Below are 15,703 nucleotides of genomic sequence, written 5' to 3' on the forward strand. Positions count from 1 at the left end.
TCCGCTACTCGCCTGCCTACTGCCTCGCGTCCGCAAGGAACACCCCGTGCCCGCTCTTCATGACGTCCTCGACCGCGCCTATGACGCCTTCCTCTTCGATATGGATGGAACGCTGCTGAATTCCATTGCCGTCGTCGAACGCGTCTGGAGCGAATGGGCAAGGCGCCATGGTCTCGAGCCGGAGGTCTTCCTGAAGACGATCCACGGCATCCGCGCCTCCGACGTGATCCGCGGGCTCGGCCTGCCGGGCGTCGATCCGGCCCACGAGGCGGATCTGCTGCTGGCCGAGGAGATGGAGGATGTGTCCGGCATCGTCGAGATCCCGGACGCCGTCCGCTTCCTGAATGCCGTTCCCGAAGACCGATGGGCGATCGTCACTTCGGCGCCGATCGAGCTCGCCAGGCGCCGCATGGCTGCCGCCGGCATCCCGATGCCGAAGGTCATGGTCAGCGGTGGAGAAGTCAAATCGGGCAAGCCCAGCCCGGAAGGCTATCTGCTCGGCGCCAGCCGCCTCGGGGTCGATCCCGCCAGATGCCTGGTCTTCGAAGATGCCGTCGCCGGCATCCTTGCCGGCGAGGCGGCTGGCGCCAATGTCACCGTCATCACCGAAACTCACGCCACGCCCTTCGAAACCCCGCATTTCTCGATCGCCAACTATCAGGCGTGGCAGCCCCGCCAGACCGCCGAAGGCCGGCTGAAGATCGCCGCGATCTGATTGTTGCCAGCCGAACTACTTCCTTTTTGTGGGAGGCAGGTTTTTTCCGCTTGCATTGCACGCGCCGAAAAACTAAACGAAGCAAGCCGTTTCGGCAGGTCGGGGCGTAGCGCAGCCCGGTAGCGCACTTGACTGGGGGTCAAGGGGTCGCTGGTTCGAGTCCAGTCGCCCCGACCATTTATCCCCTTGAAATCCCAGTCAGAATATCAGTTTTAGAGGTGAGCGCCGCGGGCGCGGCCGCAAGAGAGAACGTCGGCCGTCAGTGCGGTTTCTGCGCGATTGCGATCATCGATTTCGCCAGGAGCGGAATCCTCCCGACATATTCGAAGTCGACGTCTTCGAAACCGGTTTCGTGCAACAGCGTGCTGAGCGTTTCCGGCGACCAGAATTTGATATGACCGTGATCCTTCAGCGGCATGAAATGGTCATCCATCTTTCCGCTCACGGCGAGCGCCAGATTTTTCCAGTAACCGTGAAAGGGCGTCGAGACGACGGCGATGCCGCCCGGTTTTACCAGATCGTACATGGTCGCCGTGAAAGCCTTGGGGTCGTACACATGCTCCACGACCTCCAGGCTGATGACCGCATCGAAGGTCCCGTAGCGGCTGGAAAGATCTTCGTATCCGGAGCCGATTTCCAGCGGAAGATCGGGATGGACCGCTTTCGCCTTGGCGATGCCGTCCTCCGACGGATCGACGCCGACGACATCATAGCCTTTCTCCGCCAGCAAGGAGGCAGCCCCGCCGGTGCCGCAACCGAGGTCGAAGACCGCTGTTTCGTTTGCCTCGTGGAAACTGTTTTCAAGAACATCGACGACAGTCGGCAAGATATAGGAATGAGCGGTCGCCGGCTTGGCGTGGACATAGGTAGTAGCGTCCAGTTCGATAGACATTTCACCTCCTGAAAAAGTGGGCCCGCCGAGACAATGGTACGGCGGAGTTTGACGGGAGTGTGGTGCCGTTGTGGTATTACGGTGATTAACGCCCAAGGGCGTTCGCGCCGGCAGTCGATTGACGGTCCGATACAGATCGGCCGGCGTCCTTAACGCCCTCTTCATCACATTGCGAGGGATGGTGACGCGCCGACCGGAGACTCCCCGAAGCCGATTGACAGGGTGCCGAGAAGGTGCTGAAAACGACCGAAATCCGGATCCGTCGGATTGCGGCGGAATAAACGGCCAATCTGTCGGCTTCGGTTTTGGCTATTTAAAGTAAATGCCGCGAGCAAATGCCTCCTTAAATGGAGTGATTGCAAATGATTCATCTGGCTGTTTTGGGAATCAATTGGCTGGGTGGGTGTATAGTTGTTTTCTTGTTAAGGCTATACACGATTTTACGACAAGCGTTTCGGTTTTTTGCTTGAAAAATCCCAAACCGCTTCGCAAATTTCCTAAACCCGTGTAGATTAGCATGATCCTTGTCACAGATAGCCTGGTGCGAGCCCATGCCGGATATGAACCAGAATATAACTTGCAGGCAGGCTCTTGCCAGCGCGTTCCAGGCTCTGTCGGACGAGGCGGTCAAGGCCGGCTGGCCGGAGGGCGACGTTGCTCTGGCGCTTGCCGAACTCGCCGAGGAGCGGGTGGTCGAGATGACCGCCAAGGTGATCCTGGAAGGCTCCATGCACCCGCAGATCATGGCCGTTGGTGGCCGCAGCAGATGAGCACGAAGCCACCGGAAGGCTGTGCCGTTTCGCTATTTTCTCACCAGCAATCCTGCCGTCTTCGCCGCCGTGACGAAGGAAGCCTGCGCCGCGCGCGGGCTGCGCAGCCCGTCCAGCGCGTCAAGGCAGTGCTGTAGGGCGATGCGATAATCCCGCCCGCGTTTACCCGGCCATCGTTTCAGGTATTCGACGGCGTCCCAGACGGTGGAAACGATCAGACTGCTGGTTGGAGAATGGACTCGGACGGGGGAGGGAAAGCGTTTTTCACTCAAGATTCGGACTCGCTGATTCCTGCTGCAAAACCGGGCTTTAACGCGCGGGACAAAATATCGTTCCACAGGAATTTGCGCAGTTGCTAAAGTTCTGAGCCACGCGCATAATCAGTTTATAGCCGGTTGCGGAGGGCGTCCGGCGATGCAAGCGTGACGGCGTTTGCCCTCGGAGGGAAGTGCGGCGTGATGTTACGGTCATCAATTCATCCGCATGATTTACCGCTCTTTTCGGAAGATCTCGATCTGCTTTCGCAAGTGCTGGACAAGGTCTGTGTCGAACGCGGACTTGTCAGGACGGCGCCGGAGGCCGAGCGGATCGGTGCGGTCATCATTCAGCTTTACAGGCAGGGTGTGAGAGACGCCGGCAAACTCGCCGACCTTGCCAAGACCTATCTCTGACGCTCGAGTTTCGTGCTTGATTTAAAGCATGTCGCGCAAAAGCGTGCCGCGGTTTTGCGCCAACGACAGGCGTAAAACCAAAGAGCTAAGCGCAAGGAGCGAATCTGAAAGATCGCGACGCGCCTTAGGGCAGGGCGACGGTTTTGTTCTGTCAATCGTCATTGGCGGCGTTGAGATTTTCCGGCCGGATGCCGTCATCGCTTGACGTGCGTGCCCGCAGCCGGATGCCGGGGCCGCCTTCATCCTGATTGCCGCTCGACAGGAAGATGATGCCGTGCGCTTCGAGCGTGCTGCGCACGTCGAACAGCGCATGCGGCTCGCCCGCAAATTCGCCCTTTTCCAACGCCGTCACTGTCTCGACCGGCAGGCCGCTTGCGGCGGCGAGCTCTTCGATGCTCATTCCGATCATGGCGCGCGCGCCGCGTATCTGCGTTGCTGTTATCATGGCGGAAAATCTAGCGCATTCGCAGCGCTTCGCAAGTGTCCCGGCGGTGATTGCGAGTTGACCGCGGGAGCCATGCCCCTTGCATGTGCAGACGGTTGTTTCGGATTTTTCGAGATGGTTATCCGCTACCCACTGCCTACTGCCACGGCAGTCTTCAAGCTTCCCGCAATTTTACCCCGAAGAGATCGTCATGCATGCGCTCGACCGCGATCCCCATGCCCCCCATGAGGGCGGCGCGGTTGCCGAAGCGGCTGATCTCGATGCGCGGCGGGTAAGGCGTGCAGCGCGGCAGGAAACGCCGGATGGCGTTTACGAGCTCCGGCCTTGCGCCGATGCTGCCGCCGGTAATCACCAGTTCGGGATCGAGGGTTGCGCCGATTGCCGCAATGGCGACCGCCGCCAGCCTTGCGGTCTCTTCGATTGCGGCGACGGCGCTCGATTCTCCCGCGTTGAACGCGGCGAAGAGATCGGCCACGGTGGATGCATTGCGCCCGCCGAAGCCGATGTAGCGGCGAAGCATCGCAACGCTGCCGACGGCGCTTTCAAGCGTGCCAAGCGTAAACCCGCCGGGATCAAAAGCATCGCCGCCGATCGGGAGATAGGCGATCTCGCCGGCAGCGCCCCGCGCCCCGCGCAGCAGCGCCCCGTTGGCGATGATGCCCATGCCGACGCCTGTTCCAAGCGCGACGAAAGCAAAATTGTCGACCTCGACGCCGTGTCCCCGCCATCGCTCCCCTTGCGCGGCGAGATTGACGTCATTTTCGACGATAACAGGCAGCCCCATCCTGCTGCTGAAGACCTGCCGCAGGTCCATGGCGTCGACGCCGGGGATGTTCGGCGCGACATTGATATGTCCGGTGACTGGATCGAGTACGCCGGGAGTGCCGAGAACGACGAGACGAAGCTTGTCGGCGGTCGTCCCCGCCGCCGATGCGAGCTCGACGATGAGATCGCTGAATTGATTGACGAGATGCATTCCACCGCGTCGGTCGGTAGCCACTTTGGTTTCGGCAACTACGTTTCCCAGCAGATCGCAGATCGCCGCAGCAATCTTGGTGCCGCCGAGATCGATTGAGACAGCCAGTCCTGCTCTGGCATTGATTTCGTAGATGACCGCATTTCGGCCTGGTCGGCCATCGGTCCGGCCGACGGGTTTCAGCCACCCTTCATCTTCAAGGTCGCGCACGACCTCGGAAATCGTCTGTTTCGACAAGCCGGTCAGTTTGGCGATGTCGGCGCGGGAGATCGAACGGTTGGCCAGCACGGTCCGGATGACGGCGTTGGTCGATATTTTCCGTGCGATCGGAGTTTGTGCGACAGGAGATGTCATTGTCATTCGACTGCTCGTTCCAATTAGTTCGGAGCACATACCTAATTAGAAGAGATATCGGCTCTCAACTATCACGAAGAAGAAAGTCTGAAGCTCAACCTCGTCAACTGACCGGAATTTAGTACATGGAAGTCGGTGATTTGTCTATGTCCTTGACAAATAGGAGGTCGCCTGTAGGCTGGGATCAACGCGCGATCAAATGCGCGATGAAATAAACAGGGTCGAGGACAAGTATGGATCACACATATTGTCTGGGCAGCTGCATGCGCGCCAAGATCGCCCGAAGAGGAACTGGTCCCGGCCGGCTCCGCTATTTTTCCATTTTGCTTTCTGCCGGCGCCGCAACCAGGCTGTTGGGGATTTTCCCATGTTAAAGCCCTTGGCTGATGGACAACTGTCTTGCGAAAAACCGGTTCTACTGCCTGTCATGGCGCCACGCCTTCAAGCCGATATTCACCCGGATGGATATGCTGACCTTGCCCTGTGGGGCGCCGGCAACCTGGGGCGGGTGAGGTTTTCTGCAATCAGGGGGCCTTATACCTACGGCCCGAACCGGATTGTCGCCAAACATGGCGGCGTCTTTATCGCACAGTCGCTGCCGGTGATGTTGATCAGCGGCGTGCGCCTTCAGGGCATATATCCGGCGCGTCGTTGTGCCTGGTGGCACGAGCCGGATGGGCAAAGCGCACGGGCGAGGGGCTCTCGGAACCATCATCGCCAGACTTTCGAAATGGACTGGGGTGTGCTCATCGCCGAAGCCGCCGGTTCCGATTTGCGAATTGCCGTCGGCGCCTCAAGAGACGAAGCCGAAAAAGCGCTCGATCTCAGCAGCGAAGCCATCATGGCGCAAGCGGCGGAATATGTCGCGCGTTGCGATCTGGCGCCCGATGCCGACCCGCTGATGCGCAGCATGGTCAGCCAGGGGATCCACGCCGCCCTTTCCAGCATCAGGCGCGATGAAAACGGCGCCTTCGCCGGTCTTGCGGCCGGACAGGCCTACAGTGCTCCGGCGCGAACCTATTACCGCGACGGCTATTGGACGATGCAGCCGCTTTTGACGCTGGCACCGGAGGCGGTGCGCGACGAGATCCGGCTGCTTGCCAAGGGGGTGCAGCCGGATGGAGAAGCGCCAAGCGGCGTGATCTTGACCGGGCCTGCGCAATCGGAGGCCTGGCAGCGTTTTGTCGCCGACAGCAAGGCCAATCCCAAAACCCACAAAAGGGCAGTCCCGGAATATCACAACCGTCCGCAGGACTGGTGGAGCGACCACTTCGACAGCCCGCTTTTCTTCATTCTGTTCATCGACGACTATGTCAGGGCAACGAAGGACCTGGCCGAGGTGCAACTGCATTGGCCGGCCGTCCGGGCGATCACCGACCGCTATTTCAGCCTGGCCGGCCCCGACGGCGTTCTGCCGGTAAAACCGCGTAACGATCGCGATTGGGCCGACAACGTCTATCGCGAGGGCCTCGTCTCGTACGATCTCGGCCTTTTCGTCGGCGCCATGGATGCGGTGGCGAGGCTTGGCGAGGGGCACGATCCGGCTCTTGCCGAACGGGCGGGCAAGGCCGCGAATCTGGCCCGCCAGGAAATCGAGGCCAAACTCTTCGTCCCGGCAACGGGAGGCTATCTCGACTATGGAACACCTGATGTATTCGTCGAGGATCATCTGGCTCTCGACAGCCTGACTTTATCGCGGTTTGGCGCGATTTCGCGGCCTAGGGCTGTTGGCCTGCTGAGAGCGTTCGAAACCAGACTGGAAACGCGCAACAATCAGGAGCAGCCCTACGGCAGCTGGGGTGTCATGTGCGCCTATCCGCCCTACAAACGGCCAAGCGATCTGCGATCCAAGACCGCTTTTCCCTACCGCTATCATAATGGCTCGGACTGGCCCTATTGGGATGGCGCCTATGCCGAAGAACGCCTGCGCCATGGACTTGGAGGCGCGCGCTATGCGCTGACACGCTGGTGGGAAACCTGCCTCGACAATGGCTGGATCGGCGCGGTCGAATATTTCTCGCCGCCTTACGGGCGCGGCTCCCTGCTTCAGGGCTGGAGCGCCATGCCGGCGGCGGTTGTTTTGAAATATGGGCTTGACGCCGCAAATGCGGAGCCAATGTCATGAGTGATCTGGCTTCGTCGGTTCTAGCGGGATCGCTCATCGATCCGCATTGCAAAGGCGACGGAGCCATCCCGCTCGAATTCGGAAAAGCCAAGGTGACGGTAGAAGCCTCTGGCGCGTTCGTTGTTTGGATCGACCCCGAGATGCACGGCCGTGACCCCATGATTGCGAAGCGCCTGAAGCTCGGTGTCGATCATCCGCCGTCCCCAGCCACTTGCCTGAAGTCCGGGAAGAATGTTGATGTGAAGATGCGCCGGGTACTGGTCCTGAAGCCAGGGCGTTCCGCTGCGCGGATTTTGGATTCGCTCCAGCACGTCGGCGTCGCGCCCACGGGTAGGCGCCAGTCCGGTGATCTCTCGGCGCACGGCCGGCCACCAGTTTGCCGCCAAGTCTCTGTCGAACTCGCTGGTATCAGGCGCGCCTATGACATAGCCGACCGGCCGGTCGCCCTGAACGAGGACAAAGGCAAAGTCTTTGGCGAACTTGAGATAGGGTACCGACCAGATGTAGCCGGGCAGATGCGGGTCGCTGTAAAGGGCGCTGGCATCGTGACCGCCATTCGCGGTCCTCAGGCAGATTTCGAAAAAGGCCTCAGTATCCGCTTCAATCGCGGGACGGATGAAGCAACTGGTGTCCATCACTTTGCCACCTCCTGCGTGGCGCTTTGTCATTTGAGGTCGCGAGAGGAGCTGATGCACTGACGATTACCTCAGATTCGCCAGCCAGGCAAAGCTCTGGGGGAAGAAAACGTTCGGCCGGTGCCTGGAGCAAGGCCTGAGCGGGGAGTGGAGAAAATAAACCAAGTGAGGTGGAGCAGATGAACAGAACCGTGAAATCGATCAGCATACTGCCGGCATACCGATTGAAAGCAGCTGTCGCGCTTGCCGGCGCGGCGCTTGTGAGTTTTGGCCTTTCCGCCGCCCGCGCCGACGATCTGGCTGTATGGGACGACCAAACCTTTGAAGGCCAGAGCGCGGTCATCGAGCAACTGAACAAGGAGTTCGAAGCCGCGCATCCCGGTGTCACGATCAAACGCACCGCCCGCACCTTCGACGACATGAAGCTGACGCTGAAGCTTGCAGTTTCGGCAGGCGACGGCCCCGTCATCACCAAGGTCAATCAGGGTGCCGGCGACATGGGTGCGATGGTCAAGGAAGGGTTGCTTCTGCCGGTTGACGAATACATCAAGAAATATGGCTGGGATAAGCGCCAGTCGGATTCCGTGCTGGCCAGAGACCGCTGGGAGGGAACGAAATTCGGGGTCGGCAAGACCTACGGCATATCGGGTCTCGCGGAGATCGTCGGCCTTTATTACAATAAGAAAATCCTCGACGACGCGGGCGTGGCGCTGCCGCAGACCTTCGACGAGCTTTTGGCCGCTCTCGACAAGCTCAAGGAAAAAGGCGTCGCGCCCTTCATGATGGGCTCGGCCAAACAGCATCTCGCCCTGCACATGATCGGCGCTATCGATCAAGCCCATATCGACGCGGCCAATCGCGCCGAGCTTGACGATCTGATCTACGGCAAGGGCGGCTCCTGGAACACCAAGGGGAACATCGAATCGGCCAAACTCGTGCAGCAATGGGCGCAGGGCGGCTACTTTTATCCCGGCTTCGAGGGCATCTCGGGTGATGACGCCGTCCAGCTGTTCATATCAGGGCAGGGCGCATTCCTGATCTCCGGGACCTGGTACTTCGGCGACATGCAAAACAATCCGGATATCGGCTTCATGGCCATTCCTGCTCCGAAGGGCGTTTCCAAGCCGATGAGCGTCGGCGGCGTCGATCTTGCCTGGGCGATAACCAGCCTTGCCAAAGACAAGGCGAAGCAGGACCTTGCCGGCGAGTACATCGACTATATGGTGTCTGAAAAGGCCGCTGAAAGCTGGGCCGCGGCAGGCTATCTTCCGGCAACATCGCTCCCGGCGGATGCAAAGCCGAAGCTCACGCCGCTCCTGACCGCTGGCATCGAGATGTGGAAGACACTCAATGCCAACGATGCGCTCGGCCACTACCCCGATTGGTCGAGCCCGACGATGCTGAAGACAATCGACGACAACACGCCGCTTCTCTTGTCCGGCAAGATCACGCCCGAAGCCTTTGTCGATGCCATGGACAAGGACTATCAGGCCTATTTGAAGGATAAGAAATAAGGGAGTGCGGACGCCGATCGCGCTCCCCCGGGTGGTCCGACCGGCGTCCTGTTCTTCACGCTGAAATGAGCGTTGCGAGCTTACGGCTTGCTGCGCGATGACCAGAGATTTGGCAGGGAGTATTGGATGAAACGCTCCGCACTGGATGGAACGCAACAGACCAATTTCATCTATTTATTGCCTGGATTGCTGCTCTATGGGGCGTTTGTCTTTGGGCCGATCGTCGCGGCTTTGGGTTTGAGCCTGACCAGTTGGGACGGCCTGACCATGCCCAGATGGGTTGGGCTGGGCAATTACGCCGATCTCTTTTCCGACAGCCGTTTTTACATTGCCTTGCGCAACAATGCCGAGCTCATGATCTTCTACTGCGTCCTGCCGCTCGTGCTCGGCATAACGCTTGCCGCCTGCGTGTGGAACTTGAAGCAACGCGAACAACTCGCCCTCAGAACCTTCCTGTTCCTGCCTTATATCATGCCGACTGCCGTGTTGGGCATCATCTGGGCATGGCTCTACAATCCTGCATTCGGCCCGTTCAATCAGTTTCTGCGAGCGGTAGGCTTGGGCAGGTTCGCTTTGCCTTGGCTCGGAGATTTCAATTTCGTGCTTCCCGCGGTCGGGATCGTTGCGACCTGGTATTTCTTCGGTTTTTGCATGGTCATCTTCCTCACCGGAATCCAGCGCATCGACCCGTCTCTTTTCGACGCCGCCAAGGTCGACGGTGCGTCGCCGCGAAAGACGTTTTTCTGGATAACGCTGCCGCTTCTCATGCCTGAGATCAGGGTGGTTTTGCTTCTGACGGTGATTGCCTCGATCAAAAGCTTCGACCTGATTTTCACGATGACCCGCGGTGGACCCGCCAACGCGACGCTGGTGCCGAATATCTACATGTATCAGCTCGGCTTCGAGCTCAATCGCTTCGGCGCCGCAGCCGCCATCGCCATTGTCGGTGCCTTGCTGACATTCGCAATCAATTTCGCAATTCACCGGCTGGTGGGCTCCAGAAGCAAAGGATTGGCTTGATGAGCCGTTCGTCCAACATTCCCGCCGCGCTGTTCCTTCGCATTGTCCTCTGGCTCCTGGCTTTCGTAACGATCACCCCGTTCCTGCTTCTGCTGCTGACCTCGATAAAGAGCAAGGCCGACGTGCTGAAAGGCGCATTCGCCCTTCCGGCCTATCCGCATTTCGAAAATTACCTCGATGCCTGGAATGCCGGGCATTTCAACATCTACTTCTGGAATTCGATCGTCGTCGTCATACCCGTCGTTGCCGCAAGCGTCTTCTTGGGCCTGCTGACTGGTTTTGCCTTCGCCTACCTGTCATTCCCGCTGCGGCGCACGCTGTTTGCGATCCTGACGCTCGGCATGATGGTGCCGGCGGAGGCCTTCATCATCCCGCTTTATTATGAAATGCGCTATCTCGGGCTGATCAATACCTATGCGGCTCTCATCATCCCGCAGATCGCCATGTCGATACCCTTCTCGACGATCTTCCTCGCCAGCGCGATGCAGCAATTGCCGGAGGAGGTTCTCGAAGCGGCGGTCCTCGATGGCGCCGGACGCTTCTACATCCTGCGCAAGATCGTTATCCCGCTGATGATACCGGCAATGTCGACGCTGGCGCTGTTCTTGTTCATCTGGACCTGGAACGAGTTTCTCATCCCGTTCATTCTCGTCAACGACGACGCCTATCGGACGCTGCCCCTCGGCATGCTGTTTTTCCAGGGGCGCTATACCGTCAACACGCCGGTTCTGACCGCGGGCGCAGTGATCGTCATTTTCCCGCTCATTCTGACCTATCTGGTTTTCCAGCGGCGGTTTATTGCCGGTCTGACGGCCGGCGCGACGAAATAGGTTGCGCCGCCCCTTCCGGCCTCCGGCTGCGCCGGTGGCGCGCTTCCAGCGCCGCGCAGCCCCAGACCGTGCCAAGCAGCAGGTAGACGTGGCGCCAGTGGTCGATGTCGATGACGTTGCCGATCGCCGCATGGCCGAGGACGGAGATCCAGGCGACCATCAGGAAGGGCTGCCACGGCCGGTCGAGCAGCAGGTATCGGAAGCCGAGCGTGAGCGTCCAGATAAGCATGCCGACATAGCTGACGAAGCCGAGCCAGCCATAGGAGGTGAGCGATTTCAGCCAGATATTGTGCTCGTCCTCGGGAAACATCGTGCCGAACACCAGCGGGCCGATGCCGAGCGGGCGCTCCATCATCATGGTGAAGCCGATCCGGTGACGTTCGAAACGGCCGAGATGTTCGCCGTCATATTGCTGCACCAGCTGGGCGCGGGCGGAAAACAGTTCGGCGACCTTCGGGACTTGAAGCGCCACCAGCAGCGACGCGATCATCATGATGATCGCCGCCAGCGACAGCACCAACACTCGCAGGCGAAAGGCGCCGCTGCGCTCCTTCAGCAGCATGATGAAGATCAGCAGCCCTACGCCGAGCGCAAACAGCCCCCAGGCGGCACGCGAAAAAGACAGGAAAATGCCGAGCGCCAGCACGAGCAGGGCGGCAGCCTTCAGCGGCGATTTCTTCAGGTCGCCTACGAGAATACCGTGGACGAGATAGAGCGATGGCGGCACCAGGAAGGGGCCGAAGACGTTCGGATCCTGGAAGGCGCCCTTGGCGCGGTCATAGAGGGTGAAGATCTCAGCGCCTGGAAAGGCATGGAAATAGCCGAGTATGCCGAGCGCCGAGGTGGCGACGGCGGCGAAGACCCAGGCATTGAAGATCAGTGGCAGCCGCTTGTGGCTGTCCTCGATGATTGCCGCGTAGAAGACCGCGGTCAGCGCCAGGAAGGTCGACACGGCGATATACATCGGCGCCGTCGCCAGATCCTTCATCTGCGTCAGTGACAGCATGCCGCCGATATTGAAAGTGAGCAGCAGGGCAAGCAGGGGCGCCACGCCGCGTGAAATCTTCAAGCCTAGGATGAACCAGAGACCGATCAGCCCGGCCATCCAGAGTTCGTACGGGGCCGGCTCGTCGATCACGAAACCCGAGAGGAAGACGCCGAAGGCGACGAAGGCCGAGCCGATCAGGCGCAGCGTCATCCGCTGCGGCTGGGCGACACGCGGATATGTCGCCTCGACCGTGCTCAATAGGCGTTTTCCGTGTTCAGCAGCCGGATCGGCGTCAGGAACAGGATCTTCAGATCGAACCAGAGCGACCAGTTTTCGATGTAATAAAGGTCGTAGGCCGTACGGAACTTGATCTTCTCGTCATTGTCGACCTCGCCGCGCCAGCCGTTGATCTGCGCCCAGCCGGTGACCCCGGGCTTGACGCGGTGGCGGGCGAAATAACCCTCGACGACATCGCCGAAGGCGCGGTCGCGAGCCTGGGCGAGAACGGCGTGCGGGCGCGGGCCGACCAGCGAAAGCTCGCCTCTCAGCACATTGAAAAGCTGCGGCAACTCGTCGATCGAGGTCTTGCGGATGAAGCGGCCGACGCGGGTGACGCGCGGATCGCCCTTGGTCACCGCGGCCTTGCCGGTGGGGTCGGCCATGTTGGTGTACATCGAGCGGAACTTGAAGACGTTGATGATTTCATTGTTGAAGCCATGACGCTTCTGCATGAAGAAAACCGGGCCTTCGGAGGTCGCCTTGATGGCGGCAGCCGTGACCAGCATCAGCGGCCACAGCAGGGCAAGGGCGACCACGGTGAAGAAGATGTCGAAGCCGCGCTTGGCGACGGAATCCCAGTCGCGGATCGGCTTCTTGAAAATGTCGAGCATCGGCACCGAGCCGACATGCGAATAGGCGCGCGGCCGGAAGCGCAGCCGGTTGGCATGCGCTGCAAGGCGGATATCGACCGGCAGAATCCAGAGCTTCTTCAGAAGGTCGAAGATGCGCGCCTCTGCCGACAGCGGCAGGGCGATGATCAGCATGTCGATGCGCGTCAGCCGGACGAATTCGACGAGCTCGGCCACGGTCCCGAGCTTCGGATAACCGGCGACCATGATCGGCGAGCGCTTCTCGCCGCGGTCGTCGAAGATGCCGCAGATGCGAATGTCGTTGTCGGCCTGCTGTTCGAGGATGCGGATCAGCTCCTTGGCGGGCTCGCCGCCGCCGACGATGACGGCGCGCCGCTCCATGATACCGTTGCGCGCCCAGTTGCGAATGCCGTAGGCGACGAGGAAACGCTCGCCGGCAAGGAAGAGCGCGCCGGCGGCAAACCAGGAGAGATAGGCCTCGGTCATTGCCCATGCGGCGCCGCGGACGAGCGCGAACAGGCCGATGGTGAGGACGAGGGCGATCGTCCATGCGGCGAGGATGCGCGGCATCAGCCGCAGCTTCGCCCGAAGTGCCGGGATGGTGTAGGTGTCGGCAAGCTGCAGGCAGGCCACGGTCAGAGCCGAAGCGATCGCCGCCATGCCCGCCCGCACCAGCAGGGGATCGCTGCCGTCGCCGGCTGCGAAGAAGTAGACGATCAGCGCAATCGAAAAGAGGGCCAGGAATTCCAGCAGCCGTAATTGCCCGATGATGATGACAGGCGAACGGGTTCCGTCGCGGAACTGTTCGGCGATCTGCCGGGCATAGGCATTGATTTCGGTCGGCTCGGAGGCCTGCTCCCGACTTGCATTGCGTCGCGCCTCGATGTCGGAGACCTGCTTGCGCAGCGCTTCTACGTCGAACGGATCGCTTTTTTCCGGCTTGTTCATGGGGTTTTGTCGCTCGTTGTCAGCAAGCGAAATACCAGAAAGCCCCTAAGAAATATTTACGAGGCGGCAGACATTGCTTGGCCCGCGGCGGGATCGACCAGCTCATGGTACAATTTCAGCACATCACGCGCCATGACGGCGGAGGAAAATACCGCCTTTACCGCCTCCGGCTTCGGCATCGTCCTGCCATGCCAGCCGGGCATGGTCAGCGTTTCCGCCATCACGCGGGCGAGGTCGTCGGCATTGCCGGGCTCCACCAGTGCCGCGCTATCGGCGCCGAGCACCTCGGGAATGCCGCCGACGCGGCTGGCGATGACCGTCTTGCCGGCGCCGAGGCCCTCGAGGACGATATAGGGCATGGCTTCGGCGCGCGAGGGAACGACAAGGTTCTGGGCCATCGAAAAAGCTTCGTGGACGCGCATTGCCGGCAGCATGCCGATGCGCTTGCCGAGGCCGCGTTCGACCATCATCTCGCGGTAACGGTCCCGGTCGGGCCCGTCACCGATCATCAGCGCCGACAGCGGCCGGCCGAGCAGCCGCTCGGTCTTGGCAAAGGCATCGACAAACAGATCGGGACCCTTGAGGTCCCGGAGCATTCCGACATAGATGAAATGGACGGCATCCGAGCGGGTGGGGATGGGTTCGAAATCACGCTCGCCGATGCCGTTGTAGATCAGTCTCGTCTTCGTCCGTGGCCTGCCCACCTTGTGCATATAGGTGTCGCGCTCATATTCGCAGATGAAGACCAGCGCGTCGGTGAAATATTCCTGCAGCCGCTCCATCCTGAGGACGAACTGTCCGCTGAGCGAGGAGCGCGAATAATGCAGGCTTCCGCCATGCGCGGTATAGAGGCGGGCTACGCGATACCTGTTCACCCGCAGGGCTGAGCCGGCAAGTCGCGCGAGCACGCCGCCCTTGGCGCCGTGCCCGTGCAGCACATCCGGCCGCAAACTTTTGATTTTCTTGTACGTATCCCACATCGTCGCAATGTCGGACGGGCTGACCGAGCGCCGGATCGGCACGCGTGTCAGGCCGAGCGAGAGATAGGGACGAATATCGTCGAACAGGCTGTCCTCATGCTCGCCGCCGGTCGAGCTGTCGCAGAGGATGCCGATGTCATGACCGGCCTTGGCGTGCTCCTCGACGAGATCGCGGACATGGCGGAAAATTCCGCCGACCGGCGACCTGAAGCAGTGGAGGATGCGGAGCGGCTTCTGTTTTGCCATAACTCAGAAGAGCCGTTCGCGGACGTAGATCGTGTCGCCGGCGATGATCGGCCCCGATATGTTGATGCGGCCGGTCAGCACCTCTCCGTTGATCTTGCGGGTGACGTCGACCATGCTCTGGTTGGCGCGGCTGGTGAAGCCGCCGGCAACGGCGATGGCGTTCTGCACGGTCATGCCGGGAACATAGGCATATTGGCCGGGCTGGCCGACTTCGCCCATGATGAAGATCGAACGGTAGCGGTCGACGTCGATGGTGACGTCGGGATCGCGAAGATAGCCCTGCTGCAGCTTCTGGGCGATCTGCCCCGAGAGTTGCTGCAAGGTTCGGCCGCGGGCAGGGACCTGACCGATGAGGGGGAAGGCAATGTAGCCGGCCTGATCGACAGTATAGGTGTTTGTCAGGCTCTGCTGGTCGAAGACGGTGATGCGAAGCCGGTCGCCGCTATCAAGCGTATAGGGCTGGATGGTCGCCTCGTTGAAGGCTTTCGGCGCCGGCTTGTACGTCGTGCAGCCGCCCAATGCTGCCGTCATGGCTGCAAGGCTCAGGGCCAAAAGGATTTTGGGCGGGGCGACAGACATCCGCTTGTGCTCACAGAAATGAACTCGGTGAGACCGTTATCGATCTGTTAGGGTTAATGCCCGGTAAAAAGGACATGACAATTTCCTGAGTTCTTTGCCGATCGGGCACATTTCTTGGCAAAATACCATTAACCGTTGAGTTACCA

16 protein-coding genes and 1 tRNA gene are annotated in these 15,703 nt (G+C 60.4%); 8 read left to right on the forward strand and 9 right to left on the reverse strand.

The genetic code is table 11. The features are described 5' to 3' along the window. The first annotated feature begins 46 nt into the window (after positions 1–46). Both CO655_RS08490 and CO655_RS08495 read left to right on the forward strand, forming a co-directional pair. The gene (locus tag CO655_RS08490; protein ID WP_097664355.1) at positions 47–715 is read left to right on the forward strand and encodes an HAD family hydrolase; all 669 of its coding nucleotides are present in this window, start codon (positions 47–49) and stop codon (positions 713–715) included. A 100-nt stretch (positions 716–815) separates the two neighbouring features. Beyond that, positions 816–892: transfer RNA gene (locus CO655_RS08495), tRNA-Pro, on the forward strand. A gap of 82 nt (positions 893–974) precedes the next feature. Here the strand turns inward: CO655_RS08495 and CO655_RS08500 are convergent. Further along, a complete protein-coding gene (locus CO655_RS08500; protein ID WP_097606441.1) occupies positions 975–1,607 on the reverse strand; it encodes a class I SAM-dependent methyltransferase in 633 nt (210 codons plus the stop codon). Between the two features lie 551 nt (positions 1,608–2,158). On the opposite strand from CO655_RS08500, the gene CO655_RS08505 reads away from it, so the two are divergent. Beyond that, positions 2,159–2,377 carry a hypothetical protein gene (locus CO655_RS08505; RefSeq protein WP_010028830.1) on the forward strand — a complete coding sequence of 73 codons (219 nt, stop codon included), beginning with the start codon at positions 2,159–2,161 and terminating at the stop codon, positions 2,375–2,377. 32 nt (positions 2,378–2,409) lie between these two features. Here the strand turns inward: CO655_RS08505 and CO655_RS08510 are convergent, their stop codons facing one another. Beyond that, complete coding sequence (locus CO655_RS08510) at positions 2,410–2,649, reverse strand: DUF982 domain-containing protein (RefSeq protein ID WP_010028831.1); 240 nt, start codon at positions 2,647–2,649, stop codon at positions 2,410–2,412. Between the two features lie 186 nt (positions 2,650–2,835). Here CO655_RS08510 and CO655_RS08515 point away from each other — a divergent pair, with 186 nt between their 5' ends. Further along, the gene (locus CO655_RS08515) at positions 2,836–3,048 is read left to right on the forward strand and encodes a hypothetical protein (RefSeq protein WP_097606443.1); all 213 of its coding nucleotides are present in this window, start codon (positions 2,836–2,838) and stop codon (positions 3,046–3,048) included. A 151-nt stretch (positions 3,049–3,199) separates the two neighbouring features. Here CO655_RS08515 and CO655_RS08520 read toward each other — a convergent pair whose 3' ends face one another. Both CO655_RS08520 and CO655_RS08525 read right to left on the reverse strand, forming a co-directional pair. Then, a complete protein-coding gene (locus tag CO655_RS08520) occupies positions 3,200–3,493 on the reverse strand; it encodes a helix-turn-helix domain-containing protein (protein ID WP_097606444.1) in 294 nt (97 codons plus the stop codon). Between the two features lie 154 nt (positions 3,494–3,647). Next, on the reverse strand, positions 3,648–4,829 hold the full coding sequence (locus CO655_RS08525) for an ROK family transcriptional regulator (RefSeq protein ID WP_010031124.1): 1,182 nt from the start codon (positions 4,827–4,829) through the stop codon (positions 3,648–3,650). Between the two features lie 361 nt (positions 4,830–5,190). Here CO655_RS08525 and CO655_RS08530 point away from each other — a divergent pair, with 361 nt between their 5' ends. Further along, positions 5,191–6,948 carry a glycogen debranching protein gene (locus tag CO655_RS08530; protein ID WP_097664356.1) on the forward strand — a complete coding sequence of 586 codons (1,758 nt, stop codon included), beginning with the start codon at positions 5,191–5,193 and terminating at the stop codon, positions 6,946–6,948. A gap of 20 nt (positions 6,949–6,968) precedes the next feature. Here CO655_RS08530 and CO655_RS08535 read toward each other — a convergent pair whose 3' ends face one another. Further along, complete coding sequence (locus CO655_RS08535) at positions 6,969–7,583, reverse strand: GNAT family N-acetyltransferase (protein WP_097664357.1); 615 nt, start codon at positions 7,581–7,583, stop codon at positions 6,969–6,971. Between the two features lie 179 nt (positions 7,584–7,762). Between CO655_RS08535 and CO655_RS08540 the strand changes: the two genes are divergently transcribed. From CO655_RS08540 to CO655_RS08550, 3 genes are all read left to right on the forward strand, one after another. Next, positions 7,763–9,097, forward strand: a complete 1,335-nt coding sequence (locus CO655_RS08540; protein ID WP_097664358.1) for an extracellular solute-binding protein — start codon at positions 7,763–7,765, stop codon at positions 9,095–9,097. Between the two features lie 126 nt (positions 9,098–9,223). Further along, complete coding sequence (locus CO655_RS08545; protein ID WP_064838032.1) at positions 9,224–10,117, forward strand: sugar ABC transporter permease; 894 nt, start codon at positions 9,224–9,226, stop codon at positions 10,115–10,117. After that, positions 10,117–10,947 (forward strand): carbohydrate ABC transporter permease, encoded by an 831-nt coding sequence (locus CO655_RS08550; protein ID WP_097606449.1) that lies wholly within the window; start codon positions 10,117–10,119, stop codon positions 10,945–10,947. Before CO655_RS08545 ends, CO655_RS08550 begins: the two co-directional genes overlap by 1 nt. Here the strand turns inward: CO655_RS08550 and CO655_RS08555 are convergent. Genes CO655_RS08555 through CO655_RS08570 form a run of 4 tightly spaced genes read right to left on the reverse strand, consistent with a single transcriptional unit; the run spans position 10,913 to position 15,557 of the window. After that, complete coding sequence (locus CO655_RS08555) at positions 10,913–12,193, reverse strand: O-antigen ligase family protein (protein WP_097606450.1); 1,281 nt, start codon at positions 12,191–12,193, stop codon at positions 10,913–10,915. The genes CO655_RS08550 and CO655_RS08555 overlap by 35 nt on opposite strands. Further along, the gene (locus CO655_RS08560; RefSeq protein WP_097664359.1) at positions 12,190–13,752 is read right to left on the reverse strand and encodes an undecaprenyl-phosphate glucose phosphotransferase; all 1,563 of its coding nucleotides are present in this window, start codon (positions 13,750–13,752) and stop codon (positions 12,190–12,192) included. Before CO655_RS08560 ends, CO655_RS08555 begins: the two co-directional genes overlap by 4 nt. 56 nt (positions 13,753–13,808) lie before the next feature. After that, positions 13,809–14,978 carry a glycosyltransferase family 4 protein gene (locus CO655_RS08565; protein ID WP_097606452.1) on the reverse strand — a complete coding sequence of 390 codons (1,170 nt, stop codon included), beginning with the start codon at positions 14,976–14,978 and terminating at the stop codon, positions 13,809–13,811. A gap of 3 nt (positions 14,979–14,981) precedes the next feature. Next, complete coding sequence (locus CO655_RS08570) at positions 14,982–15,557, reverse strand: polysaccharide biosynthesis/export family protein (protein WP_010028428.1); 576 nt, start codon at positions 15,555–15,557, stop codon at positions 14,982–14,984. Positions 15,558–15,703: the final 146 nt, after the last annotated feature.

It is taken from the genome of Rhizobium sp. M1 (assembly GCF_002531805.1).
In the GTDB taxonomy this organism is placed as follows: Bacteria; Pseudomonadota; Alphaproteobacteria; order Rhizobiales; family Rhizobiaceae; genus Rhizobium; species Rhizobium etli_C.

What these genes read in the sequence shown, in the direction of transcription:
- CO655_RS08505 (WP_010028830.1), top strand. Translation starts at nt 2,159, where the DNA reads ATGCCGGATATGAACCAGAATATAACTTGCAGGCAGGCTCTTGCCAGC.
- CO655_RS08520 (WP_097606444.1), bottom strand. Translation starts at nt 3,493, where the DNA reads ATGATAACAGCAACGCAGATACGCGGCGCGCGCGCCATGATCGGAATG.
- CO655_RS08570 (WP_010028428.1), bottom strand. Translation starts at nt 15,557, where the DNA reads ATGTCTGTCGCCCCGCCCAAAATCCTTTTGGCCCTGAGCCTTGCAGCC.
- CO655_RS08530 (WP_097664356.1), top strand. Translation starts at nt 5,191, where the DNA reads ATGTTAAAGCCCTTGGCTGATGGACAACTGTCTTGCGAAAAACCGGTT.
- CO655_RS08535 (WP_097664357.1), bottom strand. Translation starts at nt 7,583, where the DNA reads ATGGACACCAGTTGCTTCATCCGTCCCGCGATTGAAGCGGATACTGAG.
- CO655_RS08540 (WP_097664358.1), top strand. Translation starts at nt 7,763, where the DNA reads ATGAACAGAACCGTGAAATCGATCAGCATACTGCCGGCATACCGATTG.
- CO655_RS08560 (WP_097664359.1), bottom strand. Translation starts at nt 13,752, where the DNA reads ATGAACAAGCCGGAAAAAAGCGATCCGTTCGACGTAGAAGCGCTGCGC.
- CO655_RS08545 (WP_064838032.1), top strand. Translation starts at nt 9,224, where the DNA reads ATGAAACGCTCCGCACTGGATGGAACGCAACAGACCAATTTCATCTAT.
- CO655_RS08550 (WP_097606449.1), top strand. Translation starts at nt 10,117, where the DNA reads ATGAGCCGTTCGTCCAACATTCCCGCCGCGCTGTTCCTTCGCATTGTC.
- CO655_RS08515 (WP_097606443.1), top strand. Translation starts at nt 2,836, where the DNA reads ATGTTACGGTCATCAATTCATCCGCATGATTTACCGCTCTTTTCGGAA.
- CO655_RS08525 (WP_010031124.1), bottom strand. Translation starts at nt 4,829, where the DNA reads ATGACAATGACATCTCCTGTCGCACAAACTCCGATCGCACGGAAAATA.
- CO655_RS08500 (WP_097606441.1), bottom strand. Translation starts at nt 1,607, where the DNA reads ATGTCTATCGAACTGGACGCTACTACCTATGTCCACGCCAAGCCGGCG.
- CO655_RS08565 (WP_097606452.1), bottom strand. Translation starts at nt 14,978, where the DNA reads ATGGCAAAACAGAAGCCGCTCCGCATCCTCCACTGCTTCAGGTCGCCG.